General features: G+C 72.2%; 14 protein-coding genes, 2 pseudogenes and 1 riboswitch. Of the genes and pseudogenes, 12 read left to right on the forward strand and 4 right to left on the reverse strand.

Features of this window, described 5'->3' with window-relative positions:
• Positions 1–11: 11 nt before the first annotated feature.
• Both AC07C1_RS07715 and AC07C1_RS07720 read right to left on the reverse strand, forming a co-directional pair.
• On the reverse strand, positions 12–668 hold the full coding sequence (locus tag AC07C1_RS07715; RefSeq protein WP_478937609.1) for an SCO2322 family protein: 657 nt from the start codon (positions 666–668) through the stop codon (positions 12–14).
• The gene (locus AC07C1_RS07720) at positions 665–1882 is read right to left on the reverse strand and encodes a prenyltransferase/squalene oxidase repeat-containing protein (protein WP_478937611.1); all 1218 of its coding nucleotides are present in this window, start codon (positions 1880–1882) and stop codon (positions 665–667) included. Before AC07C1_RS07720 ends, AC07C1_RS07715 begins: the two co-directional genes overlap by 4 nt.
• 136 nt (positions 1883–2018) lie before the next feature.
• Positions 2019–2084, reverse strand: a riboswitch (cobalamin riboswitch).
• Positions 2085–2432: 348 nt separating this feature from the next.
• Here AC07C1_RS07720 and AC07C1_RS07725 point away from each other — a divergent pair.
• From AC07C1_RS07725 to AC07C1_RS07740, 4 genes are read left to right on the forward strand one after another with little or no spacing between them, the layout of a single operon-like run.
• The gene (locus AC07C1_RS07725) at positions 2433–2981 is read left to right on the forward strand and encodes a toxin (RefSeq protein ID WP_478937828.1); all 549 of its coding nucleotides are present in this window, start codon (positions 2433–2435) and stop codon (positions 2979–2981) included.
• On the forward strand, positions 2978–4129 hold the full coding sequence (locus tag AC07C1_RS07730; RefSeq protein WP_478937612.1) for an MAB_1171c family putative transporter: 1152 nt from the start codon (positions 2978–2980) through the stop codon (positions 4127–4129). The genes AC07C1_RS07725 and AC07C1_RS07730 overlap by 4 nt, the downstream gene beginning before the upstream one ends.
• A gap of 16 nt (positions 4130–4145) precedes the next feature.
• The gene (locus AC07C1_RS07735; protein WP_478937613.1) at positions 4146–5327 is read left to right on the forward strand and encodes an MAB_1171c family putative transporter; all 1182 of its coding nucleotides are present in this window, start codon (positions 4146–4148) and stop codon (positions 5325–5327) included.
• Between the two features lie 15 nt (positions 5328–5342).
• A complete protein-coding gene (locus AC07C1_RS07740; protein WP_478937830.1) occupies positions 5343–6791 on the forward strand; it encodes an NAD(P)/FAD-dependent oxidoreductase in 1449 nt (482 codons plus the stop codon).
• Positions 6792–6965: 174 nt separating this feature from the next.
• Here AC07C1_RS07740 and AC07C1_RS07745 read toward each other — a convergent pair whose 3' ends face one another.
• The gene (locus tag AC07C1_RS07745) at positions 6966–7994 is read right to left on the reverse strand and encodes an MBL fold metallo-hydrolase (RefSeq protein WP_478937615.1); all 1029 of its coding nucleotides are present in this window, start codon (positions 7992–7994) and stop codon (positions 6966–6968) included.
• 363 nt (positions 7995–8357) lie between these two features.
• On the opposite strand from AC07C1_RS07745, the gene AC07C1_RS07750 reads away from it, so the two are divergent.
• The 5 genes and pseudogenes from AC07C1_RS07750 to AC07C1_RS07770 all read left to right on the forward strand — a co-directional run bounded on the left by AC07C1_RS07750 (position 8358) and on the right by AC07C1_RS07770 (position 12089).
• Complete coding sequence (locus AC07C1_RS07750; RefSeq protein ID WP_478937616.1) at positions 8358–9026, forward strand: HAD family hydrolase; 669 nt, start codon at positions 8358–8360, stop codon at positions 9024–9026.
• Between the two features lie 70 nt (positions 9027–9096).
• Positions 9097–9342 (forward strand): annotated as a pseudogene (locus AC07C1_RS07755) (site-specific integrase); the annotation flags it as partial.
• Positions 9343–9474: 132 nt separating this feature from the next.
• Positions 9475–10926, forward strand: a complete 1452-nt coding sequence (locus tag AC07C1_RS07760) for an aldehyde dehydrogenase (RefSeq protein WP_478937618.1) — start codon at positions 9475–9477, stop codon at positions 10924–10926.
• 3 nt (positions 10927–10929) lie between these two features.
• Positions 10930–11163 (forward strand): ferredoxin, encoded by a 234-nt coding sequence (locus AC07C1_RS07765; RefSeq protein ID WP_478937620.1) that lies wholly within the window; start codon positions 10930–10932, stop codon positions 11161–11163.
• A 62-nt stretch (positions 11164–11225) separates the two neighbouring features.
• Positions 11226–12089 (forward strand): tetratricopeptide repeat protein, encoded by an 864-nt coding sequence (locus AC07C1_RS07770; RefSeq protein WP_478937622.1) that lies wholly within the window; start codon positions 11226–11228, stop codon positions 12087–12089.
• Between the two features lie 95 nt (positions 12090–12184).
• Here AC07C1_RS07770 and AC07C1_RS07775 read toward each other — a convergent pair whose 3' ends face one another.
• Positions 12185–12817 (reverse strand): TetR family transcriptional regulator, encoded by a 633-nt coding sequence (locus AC07C1_RS07775; RefSeq protein WP_478937623.1) that lies wholly within the window; start codon positions 12815–12817, stop codon positions 12185–12187.
• 220 nt (positions 12818–13037) lie between these two features.
• On the opposite strand from AC07C1_RS07775, the gene AC07C1_RS07780 reads away from it, so the two are divergent.
• From AC07C1_RS07780 to AC07C1_RS07790, 3 genes and pseudogenes are all read left to right on the forward strand, one after another.
• Positions 13038–14414: a glycosyltransferase family 4 protein gene (locus tag AC07C1_RS07780; RefSeq protein ID WP_478937625.1), complete on the forward strand. Its 1377-nt coding sequence runs from the start codon at positions 13038–13040 to the stop codon at positions 14412–14414.
• The gene (locus AC07C1_RS07785) at positions 14408–15142 is read left to right on the forward strand and encodes a class I SAM-dependent methyltransferase (protein WP_356937902.1); all 735 of its coding nucleotides are present in this window, start codon (positions 14408–14410) and stop codon (positions 15140–15142) included. Before AC07C1_RS07780 ends, AC07C1_RS07785 begins: the two co-directional genes overlap by 7 nt.
• Positions 15139–16137 (forward strand): annotated as a pseudogene (locus tag AC07C1_RS07790) (prenyltransferase/squalene oxidase repeat-containing protein); the annotation flags it as partial. The gene AC07C1_RS07785 and the pseudogene AC07C1_RS07790, both read left to right, overlap by 4 nt.
• Positions 16138–16226: the final 89 nt, after the last annotated feature.

The following is a 16226-nucleotide window of genomic DNA, read 5'->3' on the forward strand; positions in this document are numbered from 1 at the left end:
CGGCCGCCGCGTCACGCATTCCCGCGCCGCCGTCGTGCCTGCCATACCGCCGCGCCCGCCAGCAGCGCGACCACTCCCGCGCCGATCGGCAGTCCCAGCGAGGGCCCGCTGTCCGAGTCGTTCTTCTCCTCCGCGGTGGCCGCCGGCCCCTTCCCCGCCGCCACCTGCTCCCCGCACCCCTTCTCCGGATACCCGGCGATCGCGCACAACAGGGCGTTGGTGTCGTAGCGCAGCGGTTTGGCGACCGCGGCGAGGGCGTCGGCACTCGTCGCGTCGGGCGGGACGCGGGCGCAGGCCGTGCGCCGGGCGGGCGGGGTCTCGCCGGAGGGGGCGTCGGCCGGGGTGCCGAAGTCGAGGACCACCGCGACCCGCTTCGTACCGTCCTTCGCCGCCGTGTCCGCGCAGATCGTCGTGAAGTCCGCCGTACCGCGCGGCCGGTTCGCGTCCGCCGAGTCCGCGCTCACCGCGAAACGGAAGCCCTGGACCGCGCCGTCGTCCGGACGGACGGTCGACGGGCCCTGGGTGGCGTACGTCCAGTGACCGCCGGTGCGCTCCCAGAACGACCAGTAGCGGTAGCCGGTGGCCTGCGCCCCGGTGGCGGTGAGCAGCACGGCGAACGCGGCGAGCAGCACGGCGAACGCGGGCGCGGCACGGCGGACGGCGGTCACGGCTGCCGCTTCTTCCGGCCGCTGAGCAGGAAGCCGATGCCGATGCCCGCGACGAGGCCGACGCCGACGATCCACCACACGCCGGTGTTCGAGTCGTCGTCGGACGCCTCGGACTTCTGCTCGGCGGGCTTCTCCATCCGCGGCGCCGGGCCCTGCGCGTTGAGGGAGCGGACCAGGCTGGTGCCGCCGAAGTCGCCCGGCTGCGCGCCGACCGCGTGCGCGGCGAGGATCAGCTGGGCGTACGCGGCCGGGCCGCTCTGCGCCGCCCACTGGGTGGCGTTCTTCTCCAGCCAGGCGTACGTCTTCCTCGCCTGCTCGGTGCGGCCGTCCGCGGCGAGCGCGACCACCGTGTCCGCGGTGTTGCCGAAGTCGGGCTGGTCCTTGGCGCCCGGCAGGGTGGACCGCAGGTGGCCCGTCTTCGCGACGGCCGAGGCCAGGTACGCGCCGGCGTTGTCGGCCACCTGGGCCGGGGTGGGGTGCCCGGCCTTGGTGCAGGCGTCCTTCGCCGGTGCCTTGCCGGCCTCCGCCGCGAAGCCCTTGCCGAGCGCGCCCAGCACGCCCGCCGCCGTCGCGTCCGCGTTGGCGAGCAACTTGCCCTTCTCGTCCGGCTGGTAGGCGAGGGCGCCGCCACCGTCCTGAGCGCAAGGGACGGACCGCGCGGCCAGCAGGTCGTAGGGGCTCTTGCTCCCGGTACGCACCTGCGCGGGATCCTGGCCGACCGCGGCGAACGCGCCGATGACGACGCTGGTGGAGTTGGTGTCGCTCGGGCCGCCCGGCGCGTACCCCCAGCCGCCGTCCTTGTTCTGCGCGTTGGTCAGCCAGACCAGGGCCTTGCGGACCTCTTTGTCGCGCCCGCCGACCGCCTGCAGGGCCTGGACGGCGGCGGCCGTGCTGTTGGTGTCCGGCTTGACCGTGCTGTCACAGGCCTTCGCGGGGGTGGCGCGGAAGGCGGCGAAGGCGCCGTTCGCGCACTGCTGTCCGGTGAGCCAGTCCACGGCCTCGGCGGCCGGGCGGTAGCCGAGCGTGCGCTGGGCGAGCAGCGTCAGCGACTGGCGCCACACACCGTCGTAGGTCGGGTCCCCCTTGCCGTACAGGCCGGACGCGACCGTCACCTTCGGGGACGCGGACGGGGACGCGTCGGCAGCCGTGGCGGGCGCGGCGGCGGCCAGCACGCCTACGGCGGCGAGAGCCGCGGCGCTGCGGCGTACGTTCATGATCGGCGACTGCCTCTCCTGCGGGGAGCCGGCAGCGCACGGGAGGCACCCCGGGCGGCTCGGCTCCGTAAACCTCGACGGTGCCGTGCGCGGCGGGCCGCCACGCACGTGAGCCGGTCAACGTCCCGCCCGGGGCGGTCCGGCTCACCGCTCTCCGGCGGCTCACGGTTGCGGGTCAGCGCCGGAATTGCACCGGCTTCCCCCCGTACGGGTGTGATGACGACCCCGCCACTTTACCGGCACCCCCGCGCCGCCCGAGGGGTGGCTGTCGGCACATGGGCCCGGTGACCAGGGTCACGGCCATGACCGGCGGTACGGGGCGCGGAGGCGGCTGCTCCGCGGGCGTGCGTTTCGGTCACCCGCGGAACCGCCGCTCACCCCGTTTCCGCTGAACGTCCCTTTCCTCCCGCGCGGGGGCCATGGGGGAAGGTGGCCGAAGCGGCGGGGAGTTGGCATATTGGCGATCAGACGTGACCTTCTGATCGCGTCGAGCAGCGGCACGCCGACCCGACCGCCGCTCCCATGTCAGCCGAAGGCCTTCGGGGGAATGGTGCGCACAACCAGGAAGATGCGCCGGTTCGCCAACGCGCTCATCGACCCCCTCAGGGTGCCGATTCCCGCGGACCCCGGTGATCTGCTCACCGCCCTGGTCGAATCCGCCTCCCACTGGCGAGGCCGCCCCATCGTCGTCCACCTGGCCAATTTCCCGCCGCACACCTCCGCCACCGGCCTCTGGATCGAGCGCAGTACGTCCGACGACATCGTCATCGAGGCGGACGCCCCGCCCTGGATGAAACTGGTGATCCTCGGCCACGAGCTGTGGCACATGGCCGATGACGACCCGTCCCATCTGGCCGCGCACTCGGAGAACGCGTTCGCGTCGGCCGCCGGTGACGCCTCCCAGCCGACCGCCGCGCGCACCCGCTTCCTGGAAGCCGCGGAACAGCGAGCCGATCTGTTCGGCATGCTGATCGGCGACCGACTGCGCCCCTGGCTGAAAGCGGCCCCCGACTCCGTCTACGCGGCCCAGACCGCCTACAACGACGACCTCGCGGGACGAATAGGGGCGGCCCTCAACTACCGCGGGGCCCAAAGGTGAGTGACCTGATCAACTACGTGAGCTGCGGGCTGCTGTGGCTCGGTCTGCTGGCCAAGGCGCCCGACCTCATCCGCCGATGGCGCGACCCGTTCCTGCTGGCCATCAGCAGCGTTCTGGCCTTCGCCTCGCTGTGCTTCCTGTTCGGCGCCCCGCGCACGGTGGGGTTCATCAACGACGTCAGCGGCGTGCCCAACCTCGCCGCTCCCCTGACCTACGCGGCCATCACCGCCTACGGCGCCGCGTCCCTGGTCCTCGTCGTGAGCTGGCGTGGCGGCCCGGGCACGGCCCGCGCCATCCGGCGCTGGGTCCTCGGATACTGGGGCCTGCTCGCCTGCATCGCCGCCTTGTTCGTCCTGGGCGACGCGTCGGTGGAACGCCGGACGGACTTCGACACCTACTACGCCACCACCCCGTACATCGCCGAGATGATCGTCCTGTACCTCGTCGGGCACCTCACGTCCGTCGGCGTCACCGCGTACCGCTCGCTCAGCTGGGCCCGGCAACTGCGCGGCGCCCTGCGAGCGGGGCTGGTGACCATGGGCGCGGGGACCGTCGTCGGCGCGGGTTACAGCGCCTCGAAACTCGTGGCCGTGGTCGCTCGCTGGTGCGGACGCGACTGGTCCGTTCTCAGTACGACGCTCTCGCCGGCCTGCGCCGGGCTGGGCGCCGTACTGACGGTCGCGGGCACCGTGATCCCCCTGGTCGGGCCCTTCCTGGCGACGCGTGCGCGATGCTGGCGGGAGTACGCGCGGCTGGGCCCGCTGGAGCAGGAACTGACGGAGCTTCTGCGACGCGAGTACCTGTGCGTGCCGCGTCCCTTCTGGCCCTCGTCCACCCGCTGGCTGACCTGGCGCCAAAGCACCATCTACAACGGACTGCGCTATCTCGAGCGGTACTTCGACCAAGGGCTGTACCGGCAGACGTATGCCGATCGGCTGCGCGAGACAGGCGACCGGCACCAGGCGGAGGCCGCCGCGTGGGCCACGGCCATCACCGCCGCGACGCGCACCGTGAGCGAGAGCGGGTCCGGGCTCACGGTCGCCGGTGCGGCGGCGCCGCTGCCGCAGCGCCCCGACCTCCCGGATCTCCTCCGCATCGCCGACGCACTTGCCGACAGCCATGGCGAGCGCGCCCTGGCCATGTGCTGAACGGAGCTCTCGACCCATGAGCCTTGTCGTGTACTCGGCGGCGTGTCTGTTCGCCATGACCGCCCTGCTCCTCTTCCAGCGGCCGCGTGTCGCCCTGAGAGACCCCCTGACCGCCTCCACCTGCGTCTCGATCTTCCTCGGCGGGCTGTGCTTCTTCTGCTCGGCCCCCGTCACCCTGGCCGCGGTGAACGGGCTCACCGGCACACCCAACTTCGGCGCACCGATGACCTACAGCGTCATCTCGGCGTACAGCGCCTCGCTGCTGATCCTTCTCATCAACTGGCGCGGCGGTCCCGCCGACCAGGTCAGGCGCTGGGCCGTACGGGTCGTGACGGTGTACAGCCTGCTGATCGGCGCCATCATCACACTGTTCGCCCTGTCGAGCGCGCCGGTCGAGCGGCTCCGGGACCTCGACACCTACTACGCGAACACGCCGTACATGCGCGAGATGATCGTCCTCTATCTCTTCGGGCATGGCGCCTGCGCGCTGATCACGTGCTACGTGTGCCTGCGATGGTCGCGTGAGGTGACCGGCATCCTCCGGGTGGGGCTGCGGCTCATCATGGCGGGACTGGTCGTCGACGTGTTCGGCTTCGAGTGCGCGAAGATCACCGCGGTCATCGCCAGATGGACGGCTCACGACCTGGACCGTCTGTCCACCGACATCGCACCGCCGGCCTCCGCCCTGGGCGCCCTGCTGTGCAGCGCGGGCTTCACGCTTCCCCGGCTCCTGCCCGCGGCCCTGGCCCAGTGGCACAGCCTCTGGGACTACCGGGCGCTGGCCCCGCTCTGGGCGGAACTCGAGAAGGTGCCGACCGCCCCCAAGCCCGCGCCCCCGCGCTGGCAACTGCCCCGGGGCCGGCTGTACTACCGCGAGGTACGGATCCTCGACGCCCTGCTCGCTCTGCAGTCCCGCTGCGACGGGCGGGTCAGGGAGATGGCGTACCGGCAGGCCCGGACCGAGGGAAGCGCGCCTGGCGAAGCGCATTTCATCGCAGCCGCCGCCATGGTCGTCGATGCCGCGCACCAGGCCCGGCAACCGCAGCCACCCGTGAGTCACGAGCCGGCCGGAACGTCCCGCCTGCACACCGCCGTGTTCTCGGATACCGGCGAACTGGTCCAGCTGTCACGGGCCCTGGCCAAGTCACCCGTCGTCAGAGCAGCTCGCGAAGGTGCGGCGAGAGCCGCTCGGAGCTGAAGGAAGAGAGCCGTGATGTCGCCCAGAGCCGTTGTCATAGGTGCCGGACCGGCCGGCATGCTCGCCGCCGCGGCGTTGTCGCGGGCCGTGGATCACGTGGTCGTCCTCGACCGCGACGAGCTGCCGGACACACCGGAGCACCGCCGGGGTGTGCCCCAGGGCCACCACGCCCACCTGCTCATGCCCGGTGGCCTGGAGGCGATGGAGCAGCTCCTTCCACAGGCGGAGCTGCGCAAGCACCTGCTGGCCGCCGGCGCCAGGGAGCTGGCGCTGAGTTCCGGCATGCTGGCCCACACGCCCGCGGGCTGGTTCAGGCGCTGGCGGCACCACACCTACGTCACGATCACCTGCAGCAGGCCCCTGCTGGACTGGGTCGTGCGCAGGGCGGTGCTGAGCAGCCACGCCAATGTGGAGGTCCACCGGGCCCAGGTCACCGGGCTGCGCGGCAGCTCACGCCGGGTGCTCGGCGTACGCCTCGAGGCGGCCACCGCTGCCCGGTCCGGTTCCCGCTTGCCGGCCGGGCACGGCATCCGCGCCGCCGCCGACGGTCGTTCGGCCGAACTCGACGCCGACTGGGTGGTGGACGCCAGCGGCCGGGGGACCCGGGTCGTGCCCTGGCTCGAAGCCCTCGGCATCCACGACATCCGTGAAAAGACCGTCGACTGCGGTCTGGCCAACGCCACCCGCGTCTACCGCACGCCGCCCGGCGCGCGGGACTGGCCGCTGACCCTGGTCCAGTCCGACCCCTACAGCGGCCGGCCCGGACGCAGCGGCATGATCGTGCCCATCGAGAACGATCAGTGGATGGTCAGCCTCGGCGGGATGCGCGGCAGCGAACCCCCGAGGGACCCCGCTGCCTTCCTCGAATACGCCCTCGGCCTGCCGAGCCCCCTGGTGGGCCGGCTCATCGCCGACGCCGAGCCGCTCACCCAGGTCTTCACCAGCCGCAGCACCAGCAACTCCCGCCGGTACCTGGAGAAGACCCGCGTCTGGCCCGACGGCTTCATCGCTCTCGGCGACGCGGCGGCCACGTTCAACCCGCTCTACGGCCAAGGGATGTCGGTCGCGGCACTCGGCGCCCAGGCCCTGGCCGAGGCGCTCGGCAAGGGCGGCATCGACACGCCCGGTCTGGCCCGCGGCGTCCAGCGCGCGATCGCCGGCTCCGTCGAGGCGGCCTGGGCCATGGCCGTCGGTACGGACGTCCTGTATCCCGGTGTGGAGGGCGGCGGGCCGTCCGTCGCCGACCGCCTCGCCGCGGAGTACTCGCGGCGGCTGACGAAGGCGGCGACCGGTTCCTACGCGGCGGCATCCGCCCTGTGGGACGTGACCTCCCTCCGCACGAGCCCGACGCGGCTGATGCGGCCGGGCGCGATCCTGGCCGCGCTCGCCGGCCCTCCGCTGCCCCCGCTCGCGGGTCCCCCGTTGACCGCGCCCGAGCGTGCCTTCCTGTCGACCCTCACCTGACGGACACCCCGCGGGGCCGGGCGGCCGGAGGGTAGGTGCGACACCCGGCTCCGCGGCAGTCATCGCCCGCCGACACGCCGGACGGCTTGGTGGCGGCCGACCCGGACAAGCGGCCCGGGAGCCGACGTACGTCCGCGGCGTCCCCCGGCCCCTCGCCCCCTGAGCGACCGGTTCTCACACCGCCACGTACGCCACCGGGTCGCTTCCGGCGACCGGTTCCGCCCGCCCCTGCTTCACCAGACGGCGCAGATGGGACTCGGCCTCGGAGACGGCGATGTTCCGGGAGCCGTAGGGGATGTCGGCCCAGGGGCGGTTCCACTCCATGCGCTCGGCGAGCTGCCAGGGGGTGAGGGGCCCGGCGAGCAGGGCGAGCAGACCGGCCAGGCGTACTTCGTGGTGGTCGAGCAACTCCCGTACCCGGGCGGGCGCGTCGGTGAAGGCGTGCTGGTGGGCGGGGAGCACCTCGGCGGGGCCGAGCCGGCCCACCCGCTCCAGGGAGTCGAGGTAGTCACCGAGGGGATCGGTCACGGTCGCGTCGTCGGGATCCTCGTACAGGCCGATGTGCGGGGTGATCTCCGGCAGCAGGTGGTCGCCGCTGAACAGACGCCCACGGCCCTGCAGATGCGCCGGATGTGTCTCCTCCAGGTGCAGGCAGACATGGCCGGGGGTGTGGCCCGGGGTCCAGATCGCGCGCAGCCGGCGACCGGGCAGGTCCAGGAGTTCGCCGGGGACGATCTCCCGGTCCGGGAGGGCGGGGGAGAGGCCGGGCAGGGTGCGGCGGCCCCGGTCGGCACGCAGGGGAGCGATGTGCTCCTCGGGCGCCCCCGCCGCCGTGAGCTTGTCCGCCATGTACGCGAACCAGCGCTCCGGACGGGTCTCCCGCGTCCGCCGCACGATCGCCGCGTCGGCCGCGTGCATCGCCACCCAGGCGCCGGACGCCTCGCGGACCCGCGCCGACAGCCCGTGGTGGTCCGGGTGGTGGTGCGTGACGACGACCCCGTACACCTCCTCCACCGCCGTACCGCAGGCCGCCAGGCCCGCCACGAGCGTGTCCCAGGAGGCGGGATCGTCCCATCCGGTGTCCACCAGCACCGGCCCCCGGCCGGTGTCCACGACGTACACCAGCGTGTGGCCCAGGGGGTTGTCCGGAATGGGCACCTGGACGGACCGTACGCCCCCACCGTGATCGAACGTCTCCGCCATCCGTCCTCCGCCCCACCAACCGCGCCCCACGGCCATTGCCCACTATAACTAGAACTGATGGAGCGTCAGATACTTCACGAAGTAGTCCACTTGAGTCCACGCTGACCCGCGGCCGGGCCGTCGTTGACTGTCGTTGTCGGTCGTCACCGGTTGCGATTGGACGGCCCGGAGACGGCCCGGCTCACTCTCTGTTCGGGCAGATGAGCCGGGGCGCCGGACACGAGGCCCGGAGTCCCGGCCAGCGGTGAGGAGCACCCTTGGACGGTCCGGGGGCGACCCAGCTCGGGCGACGCGGCAGATTTACAGTGGGCTGACCAAGGGCTGTCCCGCTATTGCCCGCTTGCTGCCTGGCATGATCGAAGCGTGACCGGTGAACCTGCGCGGCCGCGCCGCACGAGGCACGTCCTCTTCGATGTCGACGGCACGTTGATCGACGCAGTGAGCAACCAGCGTCGGGTCTGGGCAGCCTGGGCGGAGCGGTACAGGCTGGATGCGGACGCGGTCTACCAGGTGGCTCTGCGGACTCGGCCGATGGAGACGTTCGCGCAGGTTGCTGCGGATCGCGACCCGCGCGAATGCCTGGCCACGCTGCACGAGCTGGAGGACGAGGACGTCCGCTCTGGTGTCTATGGAGCCTTCGACGGTGCGTCGGAGTTGCTGCGCGGCCTGCCGTTGGGGTCCTGGGCGTTGGTGACGTCGAACTACGAGCACCGGGTGCGTGGCCGTTTCCTGCGGACGGGCTTGCCGGTGCCGGGCGTGGTCGTGGACGCGGCCGCTGTCGAGGAGGGCAAGCCTTCGCCGGTCCCCTATTTGCGGGCCGCTGCTCAGCTGGGTGCCGAGCCGGGAGACTGCCTGGTCATCGAGGATGCTCCGTCCGGAGTGAAGTCTGGGATAGGGGCTGGAATGACGGTGTGGGGCGTGAACGCCGCCGTCGCGGTGGAGGGCGTGCATCGCCACTTCGTCAGTCTGCGTGAGGCAGTCCCTCACATCCTGGCCTTCGCATCCGGGCCTCAGGGGAATGCCACAGCCTGAGTCTGTCCGTCGGTACCGGGATCACTGGGATGATCTCGGTGTGGCTGAGATGACGGTGTCCTAGCAGCGGATCGCGGAGTCCCGCGAGGATGGCATGCGCGCCCTCAGGCACTTCTACGTGTCTGCTCTGCTCGACGCAGGAGAGAGCGTGAAGGCACTGAGCCGGTACCTGGGGCACAGCGATCCCGGGTTCACTCCGCGGGTCTGCACGCACCTCATGCCGAGCAGTGAGAGCCGCACGCGGAAGGCGGTCGACGGCATGTACGGGGCGATCGGTGAAGGCAACGACGGCCCACAGACGGCTCATGCGGCATGAGGTCACCCCGCACCAGTGGGAAACCCGCTGGTGCGGGCCTATTCGGCGCCGCTCATTGCTCCCTATGGCTCGAACTGATATCAGTTCTGACAGAACGTCAGGAACAGGCGGTGCGGCGGGAGGCAGTCGGCCATGACCCAGCTCGTGGAACACGGACAGCTGTTCATCGGTGGGGAGTTGACCGACCCCCTGGGCAAGGACGTCATCGAGGTGGTCTCCCCGCACACCGAGGAGGTCATCGGCCGGGTGCCGCACGCCTCCCGGGCGGACGTGGACCGGGCCGTGGCCGTCGCGCGCCGCGCCTTCGACGAGGGGCCCTGGCCCCGCGCCGCCCTGGAGGAGCGGATCGAGGTCGTCACCCGCATCAAGGACGGCATCGCCGCCCGGCACGAGGAGATCGCCCGGGTGATCTCCGCCGAGAACGGCTCCCCGTACTCCTGGAGCGTCCTCGCCCAGGCGCTCGGCGCGATGATGGTGTGGGACACGGCGATCCGGGTCGCCCGGGACTTCCCCCACGAGGAACGCCGGGACGGGGTCCTGGGCCCGCTCCTCGTCCGCCGCGAACCGGTCGGGGTGGTCGCCGCCGTCGTCCCGTGGAACGTCCCGCAGTTCGTCGCCGCCGCCAAACTCGCCCCCGCCCTGCTGACCGGCTGCACGGTCGTCCTCAAGCCGTCCCCGGAGTCCCCGCTGGACGCGTATCTGCTGGGCGAGATCGCGCGGGACGCCGGGCTTCCCGACGGCGTGCTGTCGATCCTCCCCGCCGACCGCGAGGTCAGCGAGTACCTGGTCGGGCACCCCGGCGTCGACAAGGTCTCCTTCACCGGCTCGGTCGCGGCCGGCAAGCGCGTGATGGAGGTCGCCGCCCGCAATCTCACCCGGGTGACGCTGGAGCTGGGCGGCAAGTCGGCGGCGCTCGTCCTCCCGGACGCGGACCTGCGGGCGGCCGTGGCGGGCATCGTCCCGGCGGCCTGGATGAACAACGGGCAGGCGTGTGTGGCACAGACCCGCATCCTCGTCCCGCGCACCCGGTACGACGAGTTCGCCGACGCCTTCGCGCAGGCCGCGAGCGCGCTCAAGGTCGGCGACCCGCTCGACGCGGCCACCCAGGTCGGCCCGCTCGTCGCCGAGCGCCAGCAGCGCCGCAACCTCGACTACATCAGGATCGGCCAGGAGGAGGGCGCCAAGATCCTCACCGGCGGCAGCCGCCCCGCGGGCCTGGAGAAGGGCTGGTACGTCGAACCGACCCTCTTCGGCGACGTCGACAACTCCATGCGGATCGCCCGCGAGGAGATCTTCGGCCCGGTCATCTGCCTGCTGCCGTACGGCGACGAGCGAGAGGCCGTGCAGATCGCCAACGACTCCGACTACGGCCTCTCCGGCAGCGTGTGGACGGCCGACGTCGAGCACGGCATCGAGGTCGCCCGGCAGGTCCGTACCGGCACCTACTCCGTCAACACCTTCAGCCTGGACATGCTCGGCCCGTTCGGCGGCTACAAGAACTCCGGCCTGGGACGGGAGTTCGGCCCCGAGGGGTACGGCGAATACCTCGAGCACAAGATGATCCACCTGCCGGCGGGGGCCTAGGCCATGGGCGACCGCTGGCACGTCGAGGTCGACCGGTCGGTGTGCATCGGCTCCGCCCAGTGCCTCCACCACGCCCCCGGCGGCTTCCGCCTCGACCCCGCCCGCCAGTCCCACCCGGTCGAGCCGGACAGCGACGCGAGCGAACAGGTCCTGGACGCGGCCGAGAGCTGCCCCGTGGAGGCCATCACGATCACCCTCCTGGGCACCGGCGAGGCGGTGTTCCCGCCCGAGGAGTAGGGGTGTGGGAGCCACGGGATACGCTCCTGCGGTTCCGACGCGGCGACCAGGGTGGGAAAAGCGTGCACGAGTCCGAGGCCGAGCAGCTGATCAAGCAGGCGTACGAGGCGTGGGACGCCGAGAACTGGCCCACCGCGGCCGGCCTGCTGGAGCGAGTCCTCGCCCACTTCCCGGACGCGCCGGGGAGCGCGGTGTGGTGGTACGACGCCGCCCTCGCCCACAAGTTCCTGCGCAACTGGGGGAAGGCGTACGAGCTGGGCCGCGAGGCCGCCGCCCGAGCCCCGCGCGGCGAGGGCGAACCGGCGTACTGGAACCTGGGCATCGCCGCCACCATCCAGCGCGACTGGACCACCGCCCGGGACGCCTGGACCGGCTTCGGCATCCGGCTCCCGGACGCGGAGGGTGAGATCGACGCCCGCTTCGGCCCCGCGTGCGTGCGCCTCGACACCGGCGGCGAGCGGGAGGTCGTCTGGATCGACCGGCTCTGCCCGACCCGCGGCCGGGTCATGAACGTGCCCGTGACCGGGGGCCGGCGCTTCGGCGAGATCGTCGTCCACGACGGCGAGCCCAAGGGCCGCAGGGTCGTCGAGGGCCGTGAATACCCCGTCTTCGACGAGCTGCTCCTCTTCGAGGCCTCCGAACTGCCCACGCTCACGGTGACGGTGAACGCGGGCGAGGTCGCCGACCTCGACGTGTTGATCGGCCTGTTCACCGAACAGGGTTACGGCGCCGAACCGGCGAGCAGCTTCGAGCTGCTGTGCGCCTGCTGCAGCGAGGGCAGGCACGAACAGGAGCGGAAGGCCCACGCGGGCGCCCAGCGGGTGTCCCTGGCGGCTCCGGAGGAGGAGGCTCGCAGGCTGCTGGACCAGTGGGCGGGACAGGCCGAGGCCGGGCGGGACTGGAGCGGTCTGGAGCCGGTGGACTAGTACGTCATCCCGCCCGCTGTCCAGGCCCGTCGGCCGGCGGCCCTCGACGTGTTCACCCAGCTCCTGGGCGCCCCGCCCCGCGCCGCCGGCGGTGATCAGGGGTGGTCGGCCGGCTCGGTCAGGTCGATCAGGCGGCACACCGTTTCGATGTCTGTCTTCACCTGGGCGATGGAGGCGCGGCCCGAGAGCCAGGTGATGAGGGCCGAGTGCCAGGTGTGTTCGATGACCCGGACCGCCGAGAGCTGCTCGGGGGACGGGTGTTCCAGGCCCATCGCGTCCAGGATGATCGCGGTCGTCTGCCGGGACACCTGGTCGACCTCGGGCGAGACACTGCGGTCGGCGAAGGTGAGGGCGCGGACCATCGCGTCGGCCAGATGCGGCTCGCGCTGCAGGGCACGGAAGGCCCGCATCAGGGTCTCCGCGACCCGCTCGGCCGCCGTGTCGCCGGCCGGGGGCTTCTTCCGCAGGGTGCCGTGCATGTGCTCCAACTGGTCCTGCATGGTGGCGACCAGCAGGTGCACCTTGGACGGGAAATAGCGGTACAGCGTGCCGAGGGCCACCTGGGAGGTCTCGGCGACCTCGCGCATCTGGACGGCGTCGAAACCACCCCGGCTGGCCAGCTGGGCGCTCGCGTGCAGGATCCTGCGGCGGCGGGCCTCCTGCCGCTCGGTGAGCGGGGACGAGGAGGGCCGGACCGTACTGGCTACCACCTTGGATTCCGCAGGCATGGGTCCCGTTCCGTGACAGTCGGTGAGGGCGTCTGTAGGGCACGTGATCAGACAGGTCGACAGGGCGGCGCGCCGTGGCGCGAATCACCTGATCCACTGCTCACAGTGCTCCTACCTGCCGGTAGATTCAGAGCCTCTTGAACGATCAAGTCTGAAACTTGTTCTAGATTAGCGTCCCGTCGTAGTCTCGCGGGACAGTGCAGGCAGAAGGGGGCACAGAGTGACCGCCGAGGCCCGGGAAGCGGGTGCCCAGGAGGACCCCGCAGCCGACGGCGAGCGACCGCTCGACATCGCGCTCCTCACCTACAAAGGGAACCCGTTCTGCGGCGGCCAGGGTGTCTACGTACGGCACCTGTCCCGCGAGCTGGCCCGCCTCGGCCACCGGGTGGAGGTCATCGGCTCCCAGCCGTACCCCGTCCTCGACGAGGGCTACCCCAACCTCACCCTGACCGAGCTGCCCAGCCTCGACCTCTACCGCCAGCCCGACCCCTTCCGCACCCCCGGGCGGGACGAGTACCGGGACTGGATCGACGCCCTCGAGGTCGCCACCATGTGGACCGGCGGCTTCCCCGAGCCGCTGACCTTCTCGCTGCGCGCCCGCCGCCATCTGCGCGCCCGGCGCGGCGAGTTCGACGTCGTGCACGACAACCAGACGCTCGGGTACGGACTGTTGGGCGACCTCGGCGCGCCCCTGGTCACCACGATCCACCACCCCATCACCGTCGACCGGCAGCTGGAGCTGGACGCGGCCGGCACCTGGCAGCGCCGCTTCTCGGTGCGCCGCTGGTACGCCTTCACCCGCATGCAGAAGCGCGTGGCCCGCCGCCTGCCCTCGGTCCTCACCGTCTCCGGCACCTCCCGCCAGGAGATCGTGGACCACCTCGGTGTCCGCGACGACCGCGTCCACGTGGTCCACATCGGCGCCGACACCGACCTCTTCGCGCCGAATCCGGCCGTCCCCGAGGTCCCGGGCCGGATCGTCACCACCTCCAGCGCCGATGTGCCCCTCAAGGGCCTGGTCTTCCTCGTGGAGGCGCTGGCGAAGGTACGCACCGAGCATCCGGCCGCCCACCTCGTCGTCGTCGGCAAGCGCCCGACGGAGGGCCCGGTCGCCCAGGCCGTCGAACGCTACGGCCTGGACGGCGCCGTCGAGTTCGTCAAGGGCATCTCCGACGCCGAGCTGGTCGACCTGATCCGCTCGGCCGAGGTCGCCTGCGTGCCCTCCCTGTACGAGGGTTTCTCGCTGCCCGCCGCCGAGGCCATGGCCACCGCGACCCCGCTGGTCGCCACCACCGGCGGCGCCATCCCCGAGGTCGCCGGCCGCGACGGCGAGACCTGCCTGGCCGTGCCGCCGGGCGACGCGGGGGCGCTGGCCGCCGGGCTCGGCCGATTGCTGGGGGACCCCGAGCTGCGGGCGCGGCTCGGTGCGGCGGGCCGTGAGCGGGTGCTGCGCCACTTCACCTGGGCCCGCGCCGCGGAGGGGACGGTGGCCCGCTACCGCGAGGCGATCGGCTGCTCCGCAGCCCAGAATCCCGGCCGTTCCGCGGCCTCGGCAAGTGTTGCAGGCATCTCTTCCGAAAGCAGGGCCACGTGCTGACCGTCGACTTCTCCCGGTTCCCGCTCGCCCCCGGCGACCGTGTCCTGGACCTCGGCTGCGGGGCCGGCCGGCACGCCTTCGAGTGTTACCGGCGTGGCGCCCAGGTCGTGGCCCTCGACCAGAACGCCGAGGAGATCCGCGAGGTCGCCAAGTGGTTCGCGGCGATGAAGGAGGCCGGCGAGGCTCCCGAGGGCGCCACCGCGACGGCGATGGAGGGCGACGCGCTGGCCCTCCCCTTCCCGGACGAGTCCTTCGACGTCGTCATCATCTCCGAGGTGATGGAACACATCCCCGACGACAAGGGCGTGCTCGCCGAGATGGTCCGGGTGCTCAGGCCGGGCGGCCGCATCGCCGTCACCGTGCCGCGCTACGGCCCGGAGAAGGTCTGCTGGGCGCTGTCCGACGCCTACCACGAGGTCGAGGGCGGCCACATCCGCATCTACAAGGCCGACGAGCTGGTCGCGAAGATCCGCGAGGCGGGCCTGAAACCCTACGGCAGCCACCACGCGCACGCCCTGCACTCGCCGTACTGGTGGCTGAAGTGCGCGTTCGGCGTCGACAACGACAAGGCGCTGCCCGTGCGGGCGTACCACAAGCTGCTGGTCTGGGACATCATGAAGAAGCCGCTCGCCACCCGGGTCGCCGAGCAGGCGCTGAACCCGCTGATCGGCAAGAGCTTCGTGGTCTACGCGACCAAGCCGCATCTGCCTCGGGTGGACGCCAAGTGACCACTCCCCGGACAGAACACCTCGTCCTGCCCGGGGTCCTCACCGCCGAGCAGGCCGCCGCGACCGTCCGCGGCATCCTCGCCGGGCAGCGGGAGGACGGCGCGATCCCGTGGTTCCGTGGGCACCACCTCGACCCGTGGGACCACACCGAGGCGGCCATGGCCCTGGACGCGGCCGGCGAGAACGAGGCCGCCGAGCGGGCCTACGCCTGGCTCGCCGCCCACCAGAACGAGGACGGTTCCTGGTACGCCGCCTATGCCGACGGCGCCCACGACGACGTCACCGACCGCGCCCGCGAGTCGAACTTCGTCGCCTACATAGCCGTCGGCGTCTGGCACCACTACCTCTCCACCGGAGACGACACGTTCCTGGACCGCATGTGGCCGTGCGTCTACGCGGCCACGGAGTGGGTGCTGCGGTTGCAGCAGCCCGGCGGGCAGATCGGCTGGCGCCGCGATGACGACGGCACGCCGGCGACGGACGCGCTGCTGACGGGCAGCTCCTCCGTCCACCATGCCCTGCGGTGCGCGCTCGCCATCGCCGAGGAACGCGAAGAACCTCAGCCGGACTGGGAGTTGGCGGTGGGGGCGCTGCGGCACGCGATCCGCCGCCACCCCGAGCGCTTCCTGGACAAGGACCGCTACTCGATGGACTGGTACTACCCGGTCCTCGGCGGCGCGCTGACCGGCGTGGAGGCCAAGGCCCGCATCGAGGAGTCCTGGGACCGGTTCGTCGTCCCCGGCCTCGGTGTGCGCTGCGTGGTCCCCAACCCCTGGGTGACCGGCGGCGAGTCCAGCGAGCTGGCCCTGGCCCTGTGGGCGGTGGGCGAGTCCGACCGCGCCCTGGAGATCCTGCAGTCCATCCAGCACCTGCGCGACCCGGAGTCGGGCCTGTACTGGACGGGCTACGTCTTCGAGGACGGCGCGATCTGGCCCCAGGAGCTGACCACCTGGACGGCCGGCTCCCTCCTCCTCGCCGTGGGGGGGCGGGGGGGGGCCCCCCCCCCCCCCCGCGGGGGGGGGGGGGGGCCCCCCCCCCCCCCCCCCGGCCCCCCCCGCCCCCCCCCCGGGGCCCCCCCCGGCCC

The organism is Streptomyces sp. NPDC045022 (genome assembly GCF_056432605.1).

Bases quoted from the DNA above. Each gene is read 5' to 3' on its own strand.
- AC07C1_RS07720 (WP_478937611.1), bottom strand. From the start codon at position 1,882: ATGAACGTACGCCGCAGCGCCGCGGCTCTCGCCGCCGTAGGCGTGCTG.
- AC07C1_RS07735 (WP_478937613.1), top strand. From the start codon at position 4,146: ATGAGCCTTGTCGTGTACTCGGCGGCGTGTCTGTTCGCCATGACCGCC.
- AC07C1_RS07740 (WP_478937830.1), top strand. From the start codon at position 5,343: ATGTCGCCCAGAGCCGTTGTCATAGGTGCCGGACCGGCCGGCATGCTC.
- AC07C1_RS07745 (WP_478937615.1), bottom strand. From the start codon at position 7,994: ATGGCGGAGACGTTCGATCACGGTGGGGGCGTACGGTCCGTCCAGGTG.
- AC07C1_RS07760 (WP_478937618.1), top strand. From the start codon at position 9,475: ATGACCCAGCTCGTGGAACACGGACAGCTGTTCATCGGTGGGGAGTTG.
- AC07C1_RS07765 (WP_478937620.1), top strand. From the start codon at position 10,930: ATGGGCGACCGCTGGCACGTCGAGGTCGACCGGTCGGTGTGCATCGGC.
- AC07C1_RS07775 (WP_478937623.1), bottom strand. From the start codon at position 12,817: ATGCCTGCGGAATCCAAGGTGGTAGCCAGTACGGTCCGGCCCTCCTCG.